Origin of the sequence: Acinetobacter sp. YH12095 (assembly GCF_013419245.1) — a bacterium.
GTDB classification, from domain to species: domain Bacteria; phylum Pseudomonadota; class Gammaproteobacteria; order Pseudomonadales; family Moraxellaceae; genus Acinetobacter; species Acinetobacter towneri.
The window spans coordinates 97603-118142 of sequence record NZ_VPAL01000006.1 but is presented as its reverse complement, the minus strand read 5'-3'; the positions used below and the strand labels follow the sequence as shown (position 1 = coordinate 118142).

At 41.7% G+C, this 20540-nt stretch carries 18 protein-coding genes and 1 pseudogene; 5 read left to right on the top strand and 14 right to left on the bottom strand.

What is annotated here, in order from left to right:
* Positions 1-3 precede the first annotated feature (3 nt).
* On the bottom strand, positions 4-1524 hold the full coding sequence (ppx, locus tag FTU35_RS06710) for an exopolyphosphatase (RefSeq protein ID WP_096902430.1): 1521 nt from the start codon (positions 1522-1524) through the stop codon (positions 4-6).
* Between the two features lie 271 nt (positions 1525-1795).
* Here ppx and trxA point away from each other — a divergent pair, with 271 nt between their 5' ends.
* The 3 genes from trxA (at position 1796) to FTU35_RS06695 (ending at position 4447) form a co-directional block, all read left to right on the top strand.
* On the top strand, positions 1796-2122 hold the full coding sequence (trxA, locus tag FTU35_RS06705; RefSeq protein WP_104852455.1) for a thioredoxin: 327 nt from the start codon (positions 1796-1798) through the stop codon (positions 2120-2122).
* Positions 2123-2457: 335 nt separating this feature from the next.
* Positions 2458-3726, top strand: a complete 1269-nt coding sequence (gene rho / locus FTU35_RS06700) for a transcription termination factor Rho (RefSeq protein WP_180064623.1) — start codon at positions 2458-2460, stop codon at positions 3724-3726.
* A gap of 421 nt (positions 3727-4147) precedes the next feature.
* Positions 4148-4447, top strand: a complete 300-nt coding sequence (locus FTU35_RS06695) for a hypothetical protein (protein WP_131260745.1) — start codon at positions 4148-4150, stop codon at positions 4445-4447.
* A gap of 370 nt (positions 4448-4817) precedes the next feature.
* Here the strand turns inward: FTU35_RS06695 and FTU35_RS06690 are convergent, their stop codons facing one another.
* The 3 genes from FTU35_RS06690 to pheS all read right to left on the bottom strand — a co-directional run bounded on the left by FTU35_RS06690 (position 4818) and on the right by pheS (position 8647).
* Positions 4818-5114 carry an integration host factor subunit alpha gene (locus tag FTU35_RS06690; RefSeq protein WP_004649746.1) on the bottom strand — a complete coding sequence of 99 codons (297 nt, stop codon included), beginning with the start codon at positions 5112-5114 and terminating at the stop codon, positions 4818-4820.
* Positions 5111-7492, bottom strand: a complete 2382-nt coding sequence (gene pheT / locus FTU35_RS06685) for a phenylalanine--tRNA ligase subunit beta (RefSeq protein ID WP_180064622.1) — start codon at positions 7490-7492, stop codon at positions 5111-5113. The genes FTU35_RS06690 and pheT overlap by 4 nt, the downstream gene beginning before the upstream one ends.
* 174 nt (positions 7493-7666) lie before the next feature.
* On the bottom strand, positions 7667-8647 hold the full coding sequence (pheS, locus tag FTU35_RS06680; RefSeq protein WP_004975156.1) for a phenylalanine--tRNA ligase subunit alpha: 981 nt from the start codon (positions 8645-8647) through the stop codon (positions 7667-7669).
* Positions 8648-8806: 159 nt separating this feature from the next.
* Between pheS and FTU35_RS06675 the strand changes: the two genes are divergently transcribed.
* Positions 8807-9835, top strand: a complete 1029-nt coding sequence (locus FTU35_RS06675) for a hypothetical protein (protein WP_180062341.1) — start codon at positions 8807-8809, stop codon at positions 9833-9835.
* A 292-nt stretch (positions 9836-10127) separates the two neighbouring features.
* On the opposite strand, the gene rplT is transcribed toward FTU35_RS06675, so the two are convergent.
* Positions 10128-10487 carry a 50S ribosomal protein L20 gene (gene rplT / locus FTU35_RS06670; protein WP_004975153.1) on the bottom strand — a complete coding sequence of 120 codons (360 nt, stop codon included), beginning with the start codon at positions 10485-10487 and terminating at the stop codon, positions 10128-10130.
* Positions 10488-10498: 11 nt separating this feature from the next.
* Positions 10499-10693 (bottom strand): 50S ribosomal protein L35, encoded by a 195-nt coding sequence (gene rpmI / locus FTU35_RS06665; protein ID WP_004975152.1) that lies wholly within the window; start codon positions 10691-10693, stop codon positions 10499-10501.
* Between the two features lie 340 nt (positions 10694-11033).
* On the opposite strand from rpmI, the gene FTU35_RS06660 reads away from it, so the two are divergent.
* The gene (locus FTU35_RS06660) at positions 11034-11792 is read left to right on the top strand and encodes an energy transducer TonB (RefSeq protein ID WP_373686812.1); all 759 of its coding nucleotides are present in this window, start codon (positions 11034-11036) and stop codon (positions 11790-11792) included.
* A 32-nt stretch (positions 11793-11824) separates the two neighbouring features.
* On the opposite strand, the gene FTU35_RS06655 is transcribed toward FTU35_RS06660, so the two are convergent.
* The 8 genes and pseudogenes from FTU35_RS06655 to FTU35_RS06620 all read right to left on the bottom strand — a co-directional run bounded on the left by FTU35_RS06655 (position 11825) and on the right by FTU35_RS06620 (position 20532).
* Complete coding sequence (locus FTU35_RS06655) at positions 11825-12253, bottom strand: YqaA family protein (protein WP_167846243.1); 429 nt, start codon at positions 12251-12253, stop codon at positions 11825-11827.
* A gap of 7 nt (positions 12254-12260) precedes the next feature.
* Positions 12261-12545, bottom strand: coding sequence for a hypothetical protein (locus tag FTU35_RS06650; RefSeq protein WP_180064621.1), 285 nt, complete (start codon positions 12543-12545; stop codon positions 12261-12263).
* Positions 12546-12617: 72 nt separating this feature from the next.
* Positions 12618-13235: a glutathione S-transferase N-terminal domain-containing protein gene (locus FTU35_RS06645; protein ID WP_004975146.1), complete on the bottom strand. Its 618-nt coding sequence runs from the start codon at positions 13233-13235 to the stop codon at positions 12618-12620.
* A gap of 211 nt (positions 13236-13446) precedes the next feature.
* On the bottom strand, positions 13447-13995 hold the full coding sequence (gene infC / locus FTU35_RS06640; RefSeq protein WP_096902435.1) for a translation initiation factor IF-3: 549 nt from the start codon (positions 13993-13995) through the stop codon (positions 13447-13449).
* Positions 13996-14000: 5 nt separating this feature from the next.
* Positions 14001-15923 (bottom strand): threonine--tRNA ligase, encoded by a 1923-nt coding sequence (thrS, locus tag FTU35_RS06635; protein WP_004975142.1) that lies wholly within the window; start codon positions 15921-15923, stop codon positions 14001-14003.
* Between the two features lie 188 nt (positions 15924-16111).
* Positions 16112-17281 carry an alanine racemase gene (locus FTU35_RS06630; protein ID WP_178318757.1) on the bottom strand — a complete coding sequence of 390 codons (1170 nt, stop codon included), beginning with the start codon at positions 17279-17281 and terminating at the stop codon, positions 16112-16114.
* Between the two features lie 58 nt (positions 17282-17339).
* A complete protein-coding gene (locus FTU35_RS06625; RefSeq protein ID WP_180064620.1) occupies positions 17340-18623 on the bottom strand; it encodes a D-arabinono-1,4-lactone oxidase in 1284 nt (427 codons plus the stop codon).
* A 191-nt stretch (positions 18624-18814) separates the two neighbouring features.
* Positions 18815-20532, bottom strand: a pseudogene (locus tag FTU35_RS06620) (neutral/alkaline non-lysosomal ceramidase N-terminal domain-containing protein).
* Between the last annotated feature and the right edge of the window lie 8 nt (positions 20533-20540).

Here is a 20540-nt window from a genome sequence, read left to right as displayed (position 1 = left end):
ATCTTAATCGACAAATTGTTCCGACTGAATATTCAATTCAATGTCCCAATTCTTGAATTGCACTTGTTCATCGTGCAATTCAGCGACAAGCAATGGCCATTGTTTGGCATCACCCGACACGCTGAGCTGCCATTGTTGCGCATTGCGGATGCTTAATTCAATGGCAGGAAGCATCGCATCGCTACGACTTGCGTTGACCAAAACTGCAAGGCGAAGCAACAAACTTAAGTAAACAATTTTATTGCCACCCGCTTTCAGTGCTTCTGTTTTCGCGTCTTGGCGCAACTTTCGACGATGGTTGCCGACCAAATGCGAGAGATAGTTTTGGTCAATTTGTGAGAAACCGGGAATGTCCGAATGTTGCAATAAATATGCACCGTGACGATGATAACTGCTGTGACTGATGGCTAAACCAATTTCATGTAGGTACGCAGCACGACGCAATAAGTCACTATCTTCGTTATTTAATTTTAATGATTCTGCCACGCTGTCAAATAAATGTTGCGCAGTTTTCACCACACGTCCAGCCTGTTTCGGGTCTGAGTTATAACGCCCCATCAAGGCCTGTACACTGCGATCACGAATGTCTTCATGCTGGAAACGTCCCAACAAGTCATACATTACGCCTTCACGCAAAGCCCCATCGGAATACACCAGTTTATCGATATCTAATACATCAAATACCGCATATAAAATTGCCAAACCTGCTGGCAAAACTGCTCGACGGTCTTCTTTTAGACCATCAAATTCCATTTCTGATACGTGTTTAAACTTGAGCAAACGGTCTTTGAGTTTTTCTAAACCTTCACGAGTCAGATTTTCCTGCTCATTGCTCCAGCCCATATTTACCGTAATTTGACGACAGGCTTTAATGGTACCGCTCGAACCTGCAACGGTATCCCAACCTGCTTCTTTATAAGTATTGGCAATCGAATACAGTTCTTTACGCGCTGCAACCACTGCTTTTTCAAAACTGCTCTTGCTAATTTCACCATCGGCAAAATAGGTTTTGGTATAGGCCACACAGCCCATTTGTAAAGATTCGGTATGAATTGGCTCAAATTCTTCGCCAATAATCAACTCTGTCGAACCACCGCCAATGTCAATTACCAAACGACGACCACTATTTGCCATCGTGTGCGATACGCCTAAATAAATTAAACGGGCTTCTTCACGCCCTGCAATAATTTCAATAGGTTTAGGCAAAATTTCTGCGGCTTTTTGAATAAACTCATGTCCATTTTTGGCCTGACGCAATGCGTTGGTTGCCACAATACGCAAACGATTTGACTGCACCGCAGTTAAACGTCCCACAAAACGCGCCAAACATGCCAAACCACGTTGTTGAGCAGCTTCGGTCAAATTCTTATTTTCATCTAAACCTGCGGCCAACTGTACTTTTTCTGACATTGATGCCACTTTTTTTACTTCACCATGATCCACTCGTGCAATTGCCAAGTGGAAACTATTCGACCCCATATCGATGGCTGCGAGTAACTCTTCATCAATTAAAAAATCAGACATTCTTCAAACAAACCTAGACAGAATTGTGCCTAGAGTAATTCACATACACCTAATTTAAAAGCCATTTATCAGCACAATTTGACGACTATTTAAATTTTCCGCATATATGACAATTGTGTTACAGAATTCGCATTTTCGTTTAGCGTTATCGTCACGATCAATTGGACAAATTTGTATTTTGAATGGAAAATCCACAGATTCCCCTACTTTGTTCAAGATGGCTATGTAATACTAACTAAAGCTATCTTAAAAATTATTTGGAGCGTAATCCATGTCTGGCAACATCGTAAACACCACTGATGCAAACTTCGAAGCAGATGTTCTTCAATCAGATACTCCTGTATTGGTTGACTTCTGGGCTGGCTGGTGTGCGCCATGTAAAGCAATTGCACCTGTACTTGAAGTACTTGCAGACGAATACCAAGGCAAAGTTAAAATTGTAAAAGTTGATGTAACTTCTTGCGAACAAACTGCAGTGAACTACAACATCCGCAATATTCCAGCATTATTGATGTTCAAAAATGGTGAAGTGGTTGCACAGCAAGTCGGTGCAGCACCTAAATCTAAATTGACTGCATTTATTAACGAAAATATCTAAGTCGATGGATCCATCGTCTATTTATAGAGATGATGAAAAAAATACGCCACGCATTGGCGTATTTTTTTTGCCTACAAATTGACAAGTAGACGTTTCTCTCTTATATTGCATGCTCAGGAAACGCAGGATCTTTCATCCTCTTTCTGAAAAGACACAACACAAAAATGCCGCTCGGCAACAGAAATTGTTTTTCACATTTTTCAATCAAACAATGAATCAGTGCTCTGAATCGTTATTGTGCAAATACAATTGCTTTCATTTTATTGTATGAATGCGGCTAAATGTTGCTCCCTCTCTAACCTGTACCCCAGAATTTTAATTCTATCAGAACCTCTATGAATTTAACCGAACTCAAGAAAAAACCGATTGGCGAACTCATCAAGATTGCCGAGTTTATGGGCCTTGAAGGAATGGCGCGTAACCGCAAGCAAGACATTATTTTTGCCATCTTAAAGCGCCATGCCATGAATGGTGAAGAGATTTTTGGTGATGGCGTTCTAGAAATTCTCTCTGATGGTTTTGGTTTCTTACGCTCAGCTGCAGGTTCATACCTTGCTGGCCCAGATGATATTTATGTCAGCCCTTCGCAAATTCGTCGCTTTAACCTGCGCACGGGTGACACCATTACAGGTACGATTCGTCCACCAAAAGAAGGCGAACGTTATTTTGCTTTGCTCAAAGTCAATCAAATTAACTATGACACCCCTGAAAATTCACGTAATAAAATCTTATTTGAAAACTTAACCCCGCTTTTCCCAACAGAACAGTTGGTGATGGAGTTAGGTAATGGAACAACTGAAGACTTAACTGCACGTGTGGTAGATTTGGTTGCGCCAATTGGTAAAGGTCAGCGTTCAATTATTGTGGCTCCGCCTAAAGCGGGTAAAACCATGTTGCTACAAAACATCGCTCAGTCGATTGTTCGTAACAACCCAGAAGTGTTCTTGATTGTACTTCTCATTGATGAACGCCCTGAAGAAGTGACTGAAATGGAACGCACCGTGCGCGGTGAAGTGATTGCATCAACATTTGATGAGTCACCTGCTCGTCACGTTCAAGTTGCAGAAATGGTCATTGAAAAAGCCAAGCGTTTAGTTGAACATAAAAAAGACGTGGTGATTTTACTGGATTCGATTACCCGTTTGGCACGCGCCTACAACACTGTCGTACCTTCTTCAGGCAAGGTTTTAACAGGTGGTGTTGATGCGCACGCTTTAGAACGTCCAAAACGCTTCTTTGGTGCTGCACGTAATATTGAAGAAGGTGGTTCTCTAACCATTATTTCAACTGCACTGATTGAAACTGGCAGTAAAATGGATGAAGTGATTTACGAAGAGTTTAAAGGTACAGGCAACCAAGAGATTACCTTAGACCGTCGTATTGCAGAAAAACGTGTTTTCCCTGCCATGAACATCAAAAAATCAGGTACACGTCGTGAAGAGCGCTTAATGAGTGAAGATAATTTGCGTAAAGTTTGGATTTTGCGTAAATTGTTACACACTCAAGATGAATTGGCAGCAATGGAATTCTTGCTTGATCGCATGAAAGAAACCAAAACTAATGACGACTTCTTTGATCAAATGAAACGTAAAGCAACCAATTAAACGGCTATAAATATTAGAACACCTAAAAAAGTCATCTTAAAACGATGGCTTTTTTATTTGGTTGACAAAATTTACATAAAGACACAATTGCACGCGGTATATGTAAACTTATTTTTAAGTAAATGATTATAAAAAAATATTTAGTAAAAACCTTTTAGTTTTTAGCCAGTTACCGTGCAACTCTCCAATCTAAAATGCCAAATTAATTGTTATTTTCTGTTAAAAAAGCACGTATTTTTCGCGTTTTTTTGCCTTTTTTTCAATCAACCTAGTAGCAATTCAAAAAGCGCAGTGATAGCATATTCGCAGACCAGTTAGACTGCGCCTGCGTTGTTAGTGCCTAACAAAATTTAGGAATAATAAAAGCATACAACAGACTAACGTCGGTTTTTTTTAATCTCATATTTTAGAGAGTGATGCCATGTTATTCAAAAAAATCGCTATTGCTGCTGCAGTTGCTACTACTTTAGCTTTCGTTGGTTGTGCTAAAAAAACTGAAGAAGCTGCTGCTGACGCTAACGCTGCTGCATCTGAAGCTGTTGTAGCTGCATCTGAAGCTGAAGCTGCTGCTGACGCTGCTGCTGTAGAAGTTGCTTCTGGCGCTGAAGCTGCTGTAGACGCTGCTACTGATGCTGCTGACACTGCTGCTGCTGCTGCAACTGACGCTGCTGATGCTGCTGTAGACGCTGCTGCTGCTGCTTCTGAAGCTGCTGCTCAATAATCGATACGATTATGCAGTACAAAAAGAGAGCCGATGGCTCTCTTTTTTATTTCTGAATATTTTGTCTAAAATTTATTTTACTCAGCACAATATCTCCAAATCGCTCAATCCATCTTTTTCAAGTAGATGATTCAGCATATAAAAGCATTTAACCAAAACACTTAACCCCATTCGGCATTTATTTCGATATAACCTTTTGGTTTCTCATCTCCACGCTCAATTCTTAGGTAGCGTCTTGTTCAGCTCTACAGTGTTTTCATTCATATCCATAGTTTGATTCAAGTCTCCCAATTGCAAGATCAATCACTATGTCTTGCTAAATCACAGCGTCTTTCTAAAATCTCTTATAAAAAGCATAAAAAAAAGCAGATCAATCGATCTGCTCATTTCCCACACGCTGGCGGAATTTCTGCCCTGCGCGGAATGTGACTACACGGCGGGCTGAAATTGGAATTTCTTCGCCTGTTTTCGGGTTGCGACCAGGTCGTTGACGTTTATCACGTAACTCGAAGTTCCCAAACCCTGAAAGTTTAACTTGCTCGCCAGAGATCAGTGCTTGGCTGATCTCATCAAAAAATAACTCGACCATTTGTTTCGCTTCACGGCGGTTTAAACTCGTGAGCTCACTTAAATGATCAGCCATTTCTGCTTTTGTTAATGCTGTCATGAAGCCCTCAATGTCGCTTGGTAAGTGTTTTCCAACACTTGCAGAATGTTATCCATACCAGATTTAATTTCAGCATCTTCAAGTGTACGTGTTGGATGTTGCCATAACAGAGCAAAAGCCAAAGAACGCTTGCCTTGTTCAACACCTTGTCCAGTATACACATCGAATAACCAAGTTGAGTCTAACAGCGCTCCACCCGTTTTTTCAATAAGTTGCTGAATTTCGCTTACATTTATCTTATCACTAATTAAAAGCGCAATATCACGTCTAACCGATGGAAAACGTGATAATTCTGTAAAATTAGATACATAAGTTTGCAAAACTGCTGTTTGATCGAGTTCTGCTACCCAAGCCGTGCCTAAATCCAGCTCATCTTCTAAAGATGGATGTAAACGACCAAAGTAACCAATAGACTGACCATCTACCAAAATTTCAGCAGATTGTCCAGGATGCAACCAAGTACGCTCTGAACGAACATACTCTACCTGCACACGACCTGCAGCTAAAATTTCTTCAATATCGCCTTTAAAATCGAAGAAATCCATAGGCTGAGCTTTAGCATGCCAAGATTCTGCATGTTTAGCACCCACCGCAATCAATGCCAAAGTTGGAATTTGCTTCAAGTCATGAATGCTTGCTGCATGTTGATAATCAAAACGTAAACCCAACTCAAAGAAACGCACACGGTTTTGTTGACGATTCACGTTGTACTGAACGCATGGAATTAAGCTGGATAACAACGTTGAGCGCATTACTGCCAAATCGCTTGAAATTGGATTCGCCAATGCCAACGGATTCACTGCAGGGTTTAATTGTTTTTCCAATTTTGCATCGGCAAAGCTAAAACTAATTGCTTCTTGATAACCTAAAGTCACTGCGGTTTGACGTAATTGCGCAACTTCAAACTGATCTTGGTATTTTGCTAATTGCACATCAATCACTGGCAAACTGATTTGAATGTTGTCATAACCGTGAATACGAGCAACTTCTTCAATTAAGTCTTGGTAAATTGCCATATCAAAACGATGTGATGGTGGTACAACGCTCCACTGACCTTCAGCTTGAACAGTAACTTCGCAGCCTAAACGAGTTAAAGCATCGGCAATAAATGTAGCATCAACGTGATAACCCAAGAGCTGATCGACTTGCGCTTGATTTAACGCAATTGCTTCACGTGTTGGCAATTGTGCTGCTTGTTCTGCCACTGTAATTGGACCAAATTCGCCGCCAGCAAATTCTGCAATCAGTTGTGATGCACGGTTCATCGCCAATAATGGCAATTCAAAATCGACACCACGTTCATAACGCTGTGAGGCATCGGTATGCAAACCATAACGACGTGCACGACCTGCGATATGCAATGGTGCAAAGAAAGCGGATTCAAGGAAAATTTCTGTGGTTTCATCACTTACCGCAGAAGATAAACTACCCATGATGCCCGCCATCGCCAATACTTTTGCGTCATCGGCAATCACCATCACATCATCTTGCAGCTCAACTTCTTGCTCGTTTAACAGCACCAATTTTTCTGCTGCAGTCGCTTGACGAACTTGAATGCCACCTTGAATTTTAGCACCATCAAAAGCGTGCATTGGCTGACCCAATTCAATCAAGACATAGTTGGTAATATCAACCAAAATACTGTGCTGACGGATACCTGAACGTGCCAACGCGCGCTCCATCCACTCAGGTGTAGCGGCTTTGGTATTTACATTTTTAATCACACGACCTAAATAACGTGGGCAGCCTTCCGTCAAACTTTGTACAGTTTTTTCATCCTGAATAGTTGCCGCTACTGCCTGAATGTCAGGTGTATTCACTGGCAATTGGTTAATCACCCCAATTTCACGGGCAATACCACGAATACTGAAACAATCACCACGGTTTGGAGTAATACTGATATCAATGACATGGTCATCTAGATCAAGATATTCACGTACATTCACACCTACAGGTGCATCTGCAGGCAGTTCCAATAAACCATCAAGTTTATCTTCAAGGTCAATTTCTGATGCGCCGCAGAGCATCCCTTGTGATTCCACACCACGCAGTTTGCCTTTTTTGATTTTAAAGTCGCCTGGCAATACCGCACCAATGGTTGCCACAGGTGCTTTCATACCTACACGCACGTTTGGCGCACCACACACAATCTGCAACGGCTCACCTGAACCAATATTTACCGTAGTCACACGTAAACGATCTGCATCTGGATGCTGTTCAACCGTTAAGACTTCACCCACCACAACGCCTGTAAATGGCTTTGCTGCTGGTGACATATCATCAACTTCTAGACCCAGCATCGTGAGTTGATTCGATAAAGTATCGCTGTCAATGGCTGGGTTAACCCACGTGCGTAGCCAATTTTCGCTAATTTTCATACATTCATTTCCTGAATCTCCCCTACCCCCTCTTTAATAAAGAGGGGAATTCCCACACTTCTATTTATTTCGCGTAAGTCCCCCTTTTACAAAGGGGGATTTAGGGGGATTTTTAAAATTTAAAAATAATCTCTTTTCCCTCTCCTAATTTTAGGAAAGGTTGTTTAAAAAGTTTTAAGCAAACTGGCGCAAGAAACGCACATCATTTTGGTAGAACATACGCAAGTCATTGATGCCATAACGCAACATCGCAAAACGCTCTACCCCTAAACCGAAGGCAAAACCTTTATATTTTTCTGGATCAATGCCTGAAGCGCGTAACACATTTGGATGCACCATACCGCAGCCCAAAACTTCCAACCAGCGACCACGTTCATCCATAATATCCACTTCGGCACTTGGCTCTGTGAATGGGAAATAAGATGGACGGAAACGTACTTTTAAGTCTTTTTCAAAGAATTCGTTTAACAGGTTAATTAACAAACCTTTGAGTTCTGCAAAACTGGTATTTTCTGCGACGTATAAGCCTTCAATTTGATGGAACATTGGTGAGTGTGTTTGGTCTGAGTCGCAGCGATACACACGACCTGGACAAACAATACGAATAGGCGGCTGTTGATTTTCCATGGTGCGAATTTGTACGCCCGACGTGTGGGTACGCAATAAATGATTCACATCAAAATAGAAAGTATCGTGCATGGCACGCGCAGGGTGATGTCCTGGAATATTCAACGCTTCAAAGTTGTGATAGTCATCTTCAACTTCTGGGCCCGTTGCCACGGTAAAACCTGCTTTGGTAAAGAATTGGCAAATACGTTCCTGTACCTGCGTAACTGGGTGAATACTGCCGATGCTTTGACCACGACCTGGCAAAGTAATATCAACGGTTTCATTCGCCAGTTTTTGTGCCAAAGCCGCTTGTTGTAATTCAGTTTGACGCGCAGTTAATGCCGCATTGATTGCTTCACGCACAGCATGAATTTGTGCACCAAATTCTTTACGCTGTTCAGGGTCCATTTTACCCAGTGCTTTGGATTGTTCCGCAAGCTGGCTTTTTTTCCCCGTAAATTGCACTCGCACCTGGTCGAGTGTAGCAAGGTCCTCTGCTGCTGCAATTGCAGCGAGCGCTTCATTGGTCAGGGCTTCCAGTGACATAGTAACTCTCAAAAGCAACAATTTAGAAATAATTTAAAAACCCCGTATTCTAACAGTTTTTAGTCGCTTTGATGAAGCTTCGATGTAATGAAAATTAGATTAGCATCTTGAAATACAAAAAGTATAAGATAAAGCCAATCACCACGAGATCTCAACATTATGGCGCTCGATCAGATTTGGAAACAGCAACTTGCCCTTGTGACTTATGGCAATGAATATTTGGCTCAAGATTTAAGTTTTAATCATTGGCTCAAGCATCAAGTGTTTAACCAGCATCAAATTCAGTTTCGTGATTTATTGTCACAACATTTACTGGCACAACACTTTCAAATCTGGTTAGAGCATCTTAAACAACAAGGTGTGCGACGTTTAAGCCTACATCAGGCAAGTATTTTAAATGATGAAAAAAACCCCAATCCAAATGTAGAGTTATTGCCTTTTGCACACTTTATTGTGAGTCACGAGGCACAGCACAAATCTGCTTGGATTTTCGGAAAAGAGCTTGCAGAATGGTATACCGCAGAACAAGATTATATGGCGCCTGTTTCCCAACAGAGCGAGCTACGTCAAGAAGTCATGTGGCGTTATCAATTAAATCACAAACTTGCCAGACAGCTCGATACAGATTTTGCCTCTCCAAACTGGGATGAAATTGATCGCTTTATTCGCTCCGAGTTATTTTTAAATCCTTGTGCTACAGAGTTTGTTGAACCAGAGCAAAGCGCTAAACCTTATTTCGGTGTAGATCTTACTCAAAACGCAACTGAAAGCATGTACCCAACTTTGGCGTTAATTCCCGCAGACTACCCTGCTGCCTATGCACATCAGATGCTGTATCGTTTAGATGCACTGGATCAATTCATCCAGAATAAAATCCAGCATCCTTATCATGCCGATGGCACAGAACTTGAACCAAGCGAACAACTCAATTTACGTCATTTTTCTCAGAAACTTGAAGATTTACACGCCAAATTTATCACTAAGGTGGCAAACCATTATAAGACCGCACAGCTCACGCCAGTGCAAACACCTGATCCTTTTGAATCAACGCCTAGCCAAGTACAAAACATCGCTTCACCACAAATACCAACACCTGCAGCTACGCATAAAGTAGGCACATCTGCCGTGATTAAACTGATTTTAATGACTGTGGTTATTTGTGCAGCTGCCTATTATTTTGGTTTATAAGCTTAGGGGCTGTTGACAATTCGTCTATGTTTGCGACAACGCATATTTTTTAGCTGATATAAGGCATGGGACAGGAAATTTAGTCATTCTAAATGACCGGCACATAACGCAATAGCAGCAAAAAATATGCTTGTCCTTCGCTGCGCCTTCCGCTGCAAACAAAGCAGTGCTTGTTTTTGCTCAGGCTGTGGCTAAAAATTTCTCAGATTGAGTTATGAAACTTGGCAGAGACCCTAAATTTCAGGCATAAAAAAAGACCGCAAATGCGGTCTTTCTTTTAAGTCATAAAGACTTATGCAGCTAATGCATCTTTAGCTTTTGTAGCTAAAGCAGCAAATGCAACTGCGTCATGCATAGCGATGTCAGCAAGTACGCGACGGTCGATAATCACTTGTGCTTTTTTCAAGCCAGCGATCATACGGCTGTACGATAAACCATTTTGACGAGCGCCCGCATTGATACGCGCAATCCATAAAGCACGGAATTGACGTTTCTTTTGACGACGGTCACGGTAAGCGTATTGACCTGCTTTGATTACCGCTTGGAACGCTACGCGATATACGCGTGAACGAGCACCATAGTAACCTTTAGCACGAGCAAGAATTTTTTTATGACGGCGATGAGCCTGTACACCACGTTTTACACGAGCCATTTATAATCTCCTTAGATGTATGGGCACATAGCACGAACAGCAGCAACGTCACTCACGTGAACCATTACACAGCCGCGCAATTGACGGATACGTTTAGCAGATTTTTTGGTCAAAATGTGGCGTTTGAACGCTTGTTTACGCTTGAAACCGTTAGCAGTCGCTTTGAAACGTTTAGCTGCACCACGGCGAGTTTTTAACTTAGCCATAACAACCTCTTTAAACACCTGTTCGGCACGTCTGCACCATTGCAAAAACGACCTGCAGGTAAGGGAGCGAGTATTCTAAAGCATCTTTGCTTAAAACAAAAGCATATTGGCTAAATAAAAAATGATCATTACCTCACTCATTTGCCGTAATTCAACTCAGGAAAAAATACTGGAATTGTGAACACCCACTACAATTCAAAATAAAGCTAAAGCTCTGTCAAAAATTGTGCAGATCAACACCCTAAAAACTTGCAATAAGTTGCGGATTACCCTTGCGATTATCCACAATTCCATCAATACTTCGCCTCGTCTTGTGTGAGATAAAAAAGACCGTAATATGATGAAAACATCTTTATATATAACTCTATTGCTTGGACTCAGTGCGACGCATCTTTTTGCAAAACCACCGCAGCAGAAATCGACACCAAAAGCCACACTCGAAGTACAAAAAAGTGCTGCCTTGCCTGCTCATCTCACCACACGCTTAGCATGGCGCAAGTTTCCACAACCCAAATATAAAAATGAAGATTTAAATCAACAAAACCGAGCTGCAATTGTGCGTATTTATGCAGATGAAACCGGCAAAATCAGTCAAGCCACTATTCAAGAAAGTACAGGGCTGAAAAAATTAGATGATGCCTTATTACAAGCGGTTCGCACTGCTGAAATTCAACCGACCTATGTAGAAGATACTGCCGTACCGACCATTGGTTTTCAAAGCTTTAATTTAAGATTTCAGGATAACCAACACGAAAATTGCCAGTTTAATTTTCAATCTAAACAATGGTTAGCACAGCGACATCAGCAAAAAGTTCAATTTAAGTATCGTCATCAACCACAATTAAACCTAAGTGCGGAAGATTTAAAAAATCACTCACGCAAGTTAAAGTTTCAACTCAAAGTGAATAAGCATGGCGAAGTGAAACGTGTGAAATTGACACAAGGTTCGGGACAATACGCGCTTGATCAACAAGTTTTAGCTGCAGTGAAAGCTGCTCAAGTAGATGTACCGCGTCAATTTTGGCTGTATAAAAAGTCAAAATTAAAAGATGAAATTTATTTTGATTTAAACACGTGTGGTACACAAGAACAGTCATAAGTGTACATGGGGACAGTAAAGCGGTGGTTGGCTTAAACCCATGTATAAACAAAATAAATAAACAGATAACGCCCGATTTTGGCTAGACTCACCATCAACACAAAACGGGCAAAATGTTCTTTCATTAAACCTGCAATCAGCGTAATTGGATCACCAATAATCGGCACCCAACTGAGCAGTAAAGACCAAAACCCATATTTGGCGTAGGTGTGCTGTGCTTTTTCTAATTGTGTAGCCGAAACAGGAAACCACTTTTTATCTTTATAATGTTCGATCTTGAGTCCCAAATACCAGTTCACACAAGAACCTAAAATATTGCCTAGACTGGCAATGCTAATCAGCCAAATGGGTGCATAGCTGCCTTCATATAACAGCCCCAACAACACAGCTTCGGACTGTAAAGGCAATAAAGTTGCCGCACCACATGCAGATAAAAATAAACCAAACAGCGTCCAAAGCATAGACGATTTAAAGCCCTAAAGCCTGCTTGGTTTTACGATATTCCCAGTTCGCCCAAACAATACTAAGCAAAATAAGTGCCGCACGTGCCCATGCATAACGCTGAGTAACAGGCTCAATCGCAGCACGTAAAACCTGTTGATCTGTGCTATTTAAAGCCACAATCATATTCTGCACATGAAATGCTTCGATCACAAATAAGATCAAGCAAGACACAATGCCCAAAATAATGCTCCAATACACTTTGACATTTTGCTCAACAATCTTGGTAAAGTTTAAAAAAAATTCTTGCATAGCTCATCCAATAAAAAAGCCACCTGAAAAAGTGAGGTATCAGGTGGCTGGCATCTTAGCATAAAAGTAGATTTAAACTTGAATCGCGAGTGCTTTCTGCACTGCAGGGCGCGCAGTCAGCCGTGTAATATAGTCTTGTACATACGGATAATCTTCCAGCGAAATATTTTGCCAGTCATGACGTAACGCCCACGGCAAAATAGCCATATCAGCAATTGAATATTCGCCCGCCACGTACTTTTGCCCCATCAACTGCTTATTTAACACGCCATACAAACGCTTGGATTCATTGATATAGCGTTCAATCGCATAAGGAATTTTCTCTGGTGCATAACGGCTAAAATGATGATTCTGTCCTAACATTGGACCAAAACCACCCATTTGCCACATGAGCCACTGCTCTACTTCAACACGCTCCTGTTCATCGGTAGGATAAAACATGCCAGTTTTGCGCCCTAGATATTGCAAAATTGCACCCGACTCAAACACAGAGATTGGCTCACCACGCGGACCGTTCTGATCGACAATTGCAGGAATTTTATTATTGGGCGAAATTTTTAAAAAATCTGGCTGAAATTGATCATCTTCTGAAATATTGATGGGGAAAATTTGATATTCCAAACCCATTTCTTCAAGTGCAATACTAATTTTATGACCGTTGGGGGTGCCCCAATAATAAAGATCAATCATGTTTTATCCTTCATTACTTTTTTTGCTTTTTGACCAGCGTTCTTCTACTGCGGTTTTAGTTATAGCATGTTTTTAAGCGTTTGTTGCGTGTCGCTGCGTAGAGTTTTTTTATCGAATGGCATATCTCATAAACATGAAACATAGATGCTCACTTTCATCACGCAAAAAAAAGCACCGCCAAGGTGCAGTGCTTCTTTTGTTCAAGATGGGATTACTTTTTCTTTTTAGGACCAAGCAACATACCCATTTGACGACCTTCCATTTTTGGTGCTTGTTCAACTACACCATATTCAATTACATCTGCTTCAACTTTTTGCAATTGAGCCAAACCTAACTGTTGGTGAGCCATTTCACGACCACGGAAGCGTAAAGTGATTTTTACCTTGTTCCCTTCTTCAAGGAATTTGATAATTGCACGTAATTTTACGTTGTAATCACCAACATCAGTCGCAGGGCGGAGCTTGATTTCTTTCACCTGTACTTGATGCTGTTTTTTCTTCGCTTCTTTCTGCTTTTGCTTTAGATCAAACAAATGCTTGTTAAAGTCCATGATTTTGCACACCGGTGGTTCGGCATTTGCCACAATTTCCACCAAGTCAAGGTCAACGCTTTCTGCTGCGCGTAATGCATCAGCCAAGCTTACAATACCTTTTTGCTCACCATTTTCGTCTACAAGACGGACTTCTTTTGCACGAATTTCATCATTCAAAGCAGGACGGTTAGATTTTCCGCCCTGTTGATTACGGTCAGGCTGTTTAATCGCTGTTACTCCACAATATACCGGCCGCGTTCTGCGACGGCTGTTTTCACTAGGTCAATGAAAGCATCAATTGACATAGTACCCAAATTTGTTCCTGAGCGAGTACGGACGTTTACCGTTCCTTCTTCCACTTCACGGTCCCCAAGTACCAGTAAGTATGGAATACGCTCTAATGTACGCTCACGAATCTTAAAGCCGATTTTCTCATTTCTCAAGTCAGAAATAGCACGAATACCGTTTTCTTTAAGTTTTGCGACGACCTGTTCACTTGCAGCAGCTTGTGAATCGGTAATATTCATGACACAAGCTTGCACTGGCGCTAACCATGGTGGCATAAAGCCTGCATAGTGCTCAATAAGTATACCAATAAATCGTTCAAAGCTGCCAAGAATTGCGCGGTGCAACATTACAGGCTGATCACGATCATTGTCTTCAGTGACATAAGATGCCTCTAAACGCTCAGGCAAGTTAAAGTCACACTGAATTGTACCACATTGCCACACACGACCTAAGCAGTCTTTCAGTGAGAATTCAATTTTCGGGCCGTAGAACGCACCTTCACCCGGTTGTAACTCCCATTCCAGACCTGCAGCATCCAAGGCATCAGCCAAAGATTTTTCTGCCATATCCCAAAGTGCATCATCTCCCACACGTTTTTCAGGACGTGTAGACAGTTTCATTTGCACCTCTTCAAAACCGAAATCTTTATAAACATCTAAAGTCAGTTTGATGAAGTCTGCAACTTCTGGCCCAATTTGTTCTTTGGTACAGAAAATGTGGGCATCGTCTTGAGTAAAGCCACGTACGCGCATAATGCCGTGCAGTGAACCTGATGGCTCGTTACGGTGACATGAACCAAATTCTGCCAAACGAATTGGCAAATCACGATATGACTTTAGCCCTTGGTTAAAGACTTGTACGTGACATGGGCAGTTCATTGGTTTTACTGCATAGTTACGGTTTTCAGAATGGGTGGTAAACATATTGTCTGCGTAGTTGGCAGCATGTCCTGATTTTTCCCATAGCGTGAAATCGACCACTTGCGGGGTACGAATTTCTAGGTAACCGTTGTCTTGTTGTACTTTACGCATGTATTGCTCAAGTACTTGGTAAATCGTCCAACCATTTGGATGCCAAAACACCATGCCCGGCGCTTCTTCCTGCATGTGGAACAAGTCCAAAGCTTTACCAATTTTACGGTGGTCACGCTTTTCTGCTTCTTCAATACGTTTGATATACGCCGCGAGCTGCTTTTTGTCTGCCCAAGCCGTACCATAAATACGTTGTAACTGTTCGTTTTTCGCATCACCGCGCCAGTAAGCGCCAGAAATTTTGGTGAGTTTGAACGACTTTAAGAATTTAGTGTTTGGAACGTGTGGACCACGGCACATATCCAAATAGTCTTGATGATAGTACAAACCCATTTGAGTTTCGTTTGGCATGTCTGCAATCAAACGTAATTTATATTCTTCGCCACGCGCTGTGAATTCTGCAATTACTTCATCACGCGGGGTCATTTTTTTCACAACATCATAATCTTGGTCGATGAGCTTTTTCATACGCTCTTCGATTGCTGCCAAATCATCTAACGTAAATGGACGAGGCATCCAGATATCATAGTAGAAACCTTCTTCAATGACAGGGCCAATCACCATTTTCGCTTCAGGAAAAAGCTGTTTTACCGCATGCCCCACCAAGTGCGCACATGAGTGACGGATAATCTCTACGCCTTCTTCATCTTTAGGCGTAATAATTTGTAGGGTTGCGTCTTCGGTAATTAAATCGCAGGCATCGACCAAACGATCATTCACACGTCCAGCAACTGTATTTTTGGCAAGACCCGGACCGATGCTTTGAGCAACTTCCATCACAGATACGGCTTGATCAAACTGTTTTTGATCGCCATTTGGCAAAGTGATAATAGGCATAGATAAAAATCCTTAAGGAGTGATGCCCCGTACCATGGAGCATATCACCGCGAGATTATGATTAAGGGAGACCCTCAAAAGATAAAAACGGTGTATAAATAAAAAGCGCCTTAAATTTTACACGGCTTGCGTACAGGTTTAAACCTTTGTGTACTAAAAAAGCCAAAGAATCGGCATTTCAGCTGTTTTTATTCCCTAAAGGTTGCCCACGGCGTGAATTGTCCATGTTGATAGGCATACACCGCTTCAAACTGTGGCAACACCGCCTCACTCTGTTGCGGGCGTAAAAATACATAATCATCTATTTGGATGCGATGCTGTTTGGGTACTTGAATCAACTCTTGATTGCTACTGCGTCCGTATAAAGCATGTGGATGACTGCTCTCAGGATAAACATAATCTGCCATCCAATAGCCACCATAAACAAAAACGGCTTGATTGGATTGTGGCAAATAGGACTGCAAACGATCTAAGCCTGGCACTTGTACCGCAGCCAATACCTTTAAAACAGGTGTTGCAATCCACAAAGCCGATTGCAAATCTGACAAGATTTTTAAATCAAAATCACTGGGTTTAAGCAACATCGAACCAAAAGCCAGATCATTACATTCACTGTGCTGACAATGCTGCATAAATGTCAGGCTACCACCACCGTTAAAACACAAGTCATCCTGCCACAACTTTGGAAAATGATGCTGAATCAGTTGTTTATAATTTCTATATTGCTGCTGTGAGTGTTGATAGGCTTTGGCTTGTGCATGAAATACATTTGGTAATTTCACCACATGCGCATCGTACCCCATCAAACCTGACAGTTTTAAATGTTGTGGATGCTGCTGAATCAATTCCAGCATTTGCATAAATCCAGCATGATCTTGCGCCCCACCACGATGCAAACCGATATCAATTTCAAGATTAATATTCAAACAAAGCTGGCGTTGTTGTGCCAAATGTAAATACTGTTGTAAACGTGCAGGTTGATCAACCAACCATTGTAAATGCAATTGGATATTCTCAGCAGACGCCATCACCTGCTGATAAAAAGCATCTACCGCACGTATTGGCATTGGCTTGCCAAACAGTACATCTGCTTGTGGAAAGTGCTGCATCACTTCATACAAATGTGGCAGATGAAACAACATAAAACGCTGCGTATTCAGACTTTGGCTTGCGTGTTGCAATATCTCCAAACACGCTAGCGATTTCACCACCAGTCGTGGTTGCAACCGTGCAGGCAAATGGGCTGCAACATAATCCAAGTTATGCTGAAAACGTGCCATATCCACAATCAGTTGCGGTGTTCCTGTACCCTGTTGCTGCAAACTGTGGGTGAGTTGCTGAAAATAATCACTTTGCATGTCACGCTCCCTAATTGAATGCTCTTATTTTGCGATTGCTTGAGTTGTTTATTGAACATCACGCTGCACTCAAACTTGGAATCGTGAAAATTTGTCTTAAATATGGATTAATCCATTTTTGCTGTGGATCAAGCTGCTCACGAAGTTGCATAAAATCATCCCATTTTGGATATAACTCACGTAATTGATCCGCTTGCATACTGTGCAATTTGCCCCAATGTGGACGTCCCTGATATTTTTGTAAAATCGGTTCGACCCATTTAAAAATATGTTGGCAATCTTGTTTATAAAATTGGTGGATTGAAATAGACACCGAATCCCGTCCATAAAAAGGACTCAGCCAAATATCATCGCCTTTGACATAGCGAAACTCGATTGGGAAAAACATGGCGACACGCTGTTGTTTCAAAACCGCCAATAATTCTTCTAAACACGCCAAACCTTGCTCGGCAGGCAATTGGTATTCCATTTCGTTAAATTTGGTATTGCGTGGCGTTGGGAAAATTTGACTCGACCAATCGACATGAGTACTCGGTTTGATAAACACGCCCAACAAAGATTGTAAATACGGATTTAACTGTGGAAAAACACGGGTTATTTCCGAACAAAAATTTAATAAACTGTCTTCTGATAACCAATGTTGCGGACGAGGATCCGTCAATCCTCGGCTCTCATCTAAGGTTTTTAAAATCACCTGATCACTGTGTAAAAATGCCCAAAACTCAATATGGCGATGTTGATGCTTCCAACGGTCTATATATTGATAAATATCACTCAAGGCACATAAACGTAGCTGCTCTTTGAGTTTATAGCGCGAACGGTTTTGTAAAGTGATTTTGGTCATCACCCCAAAACTGCCCAGCGCGACCCGACCTGCCTGAAAAATTTCAGCATTGTGTTCAGGTGAACATTGCAACACCTCACCCTCTGCTGTGAGCAGTTCAAAATCAGTCACCAAAGCCGATAGACAAGGTAAATCCACACCTGTGCCATGTGTTCCTGTTGCAACCACACCTGCCAAACTCTGATGATCAATATCGCCCTGATTTTGCAGCGCCTGATGAATCGGAGCTAGACATTCACCCAGTTTGTACAGCCGAGTCCCTGCATGTAAGGTGCATTGCTGCTTTTGTGCATTAAATTGATGCACCCCCTGAATATGATCTAAATTCACCATCACATCATCGGTTGTGGCTAAGGGGCTAAAGGAATGCCCTGCTCCGACCATTCTAATTTTGTCGTGCTTTCGCACAATTTTTTTCAGTTCATCTACATTTTTCGGCTGTAAAAAGTCTGGATAGGCTGTTTGCTTTCCAGACCAGTTACTCCAACGCTGTTTCATAATCCTTCCTTTTTCTGCGTGGCATTTATTTTTATTGCAGTTTGTTTTGCGTTACTTTTTAAAGTACCGCATTAAAAAAATAGAGACACATGGATGAGATAAATGACCTCTCTATCCATATTGATTTAGATTAACCTCCTGACTAGTACATGATTTAGAATATGTTTCACATGGAACAATGTATAAAAAAACTACAATTCATTTAGCGCATTAGCTTTCAAACTGTCACGATATGTTCTTTTTTCTAATTCATCCAAAGGTACAGCGGGCGGTAATAACGATGCTGTATCGCGTTGTGGAATAGGCAAATTCAATTGCTCTGCGAAATATTGAAATTTAGTTTGCAACGCTGCCAAAGTCCACTGTCCATATAAAGTGTGACCACCTTCATAGGCTTGTTGTTGATATTCCTCGAAGGTGGTCACATAGCCCATATAATCATTGCAATATGAAGCCAACCATACTTTTTGAGTCGATTCCAATTCTTGTTGTACGGTTACTTTGAGCCGCTTAGCTGCAACAGTAGTAATTTCCCCAGGACAGCACAGCAAGGTTAAGTCGCCAATTTTAATTAATTGTAATGGCACTACATTCGGTACCAACAAGCTATGATCAATTGCGCCTACACTGGCCTGCTTGTTCATTTCTGCAATCAGTTTGTCTAAAAATTTAGGATAATGATTCAGTGGCTTGCCAAAAATGGTTTTAGAACCACATTCCAGCACAATATCTTTGGGGCCTTGTGAGGCATATAGCTGTTGATAATAGCTATAATCTGCGGCTTGAGGATTACTCAACTTTTTCTTTTTCACTCGCTGCGCTAACCATTGCATACCTTTAAAAATCGGTTGTGCCACACCTGCACCATCTACAGGTGTTCCTGCAAAAAATGCTGCACCATGACAGGCTGCACTGGTTTTTGCATCTGTTTGCCCCATCGCAAATTCAACTGGAATTTCAATATTGCTTAAATCGACATAATGGCACACAGTATCTAAAGCTCCCATTAACGGCGTACCTCTATGTGCCAAAGCTTTCAGTGCCAATTCACTTTGATAGCGACCATTTTGCTGTGTATATTCGTATTCTTTTTCATCGCGCATTGCAGCACGTACCTGTGACTGCTCAGGGCCATGATAATGTGGAGAAACATCACCCGCTGCGGCTTGGGCAAAAATTGCCACAGGATTTTTGACCCCACGTTGTTGCAGTGCACGCTCGGTACAAAGTGCGGCATAACCTTTGTTATCACCATCATGAGCGCTTAAACGACTGCTTAAACAGGTAGCATGCACCCCAAATAAAGAAAAAACTGCCTGTAAATTACCTTCGCGATAAAAACCAAGCAATTGCATATCACGATCTAAGGCCAAATGTGCCTGTTCCAGCGTTCTACGAGATACATCAGGATTACGGTTATACGCTGTTAAAGAGCGATTCCATGCCACTGGCGTTTCTTCTGCAAAACGACCATTGCTCATATAAATATCGGTTTTTTCTGGGTCGCCAAAGCTTTGAGCACACTGCCCACAATCGCATCGACCACTGCATTTAAATGTTCAGGCACAAAACCAGGTGTGGGCATATTGTACAACGCTTCATGTGCACAACCACCAGGTGCAGAATGAGTATGCGTTGCCATCAATACCAAACGCTGCGGCTGAAAACGCTCCCCCAGTTTACGCTGTAAACGCTGTATCGCTAAATGACGCATGGCATAGGTCACACACCCCATATCCAGACAGCAAAAAATTAATAAGTCATTGTCTAAGGTTTGAATACAAATACTGCGGGCAAATAAAGCTGTTCGTTGTTCATAGGCACGATGTTTCCAGTTGCCATAACCAAACATGGCAAGCCCTTTTGGCTGAATATGAATTTCCTGTTTATCCCAACCCACCAAATACATTGCAATCG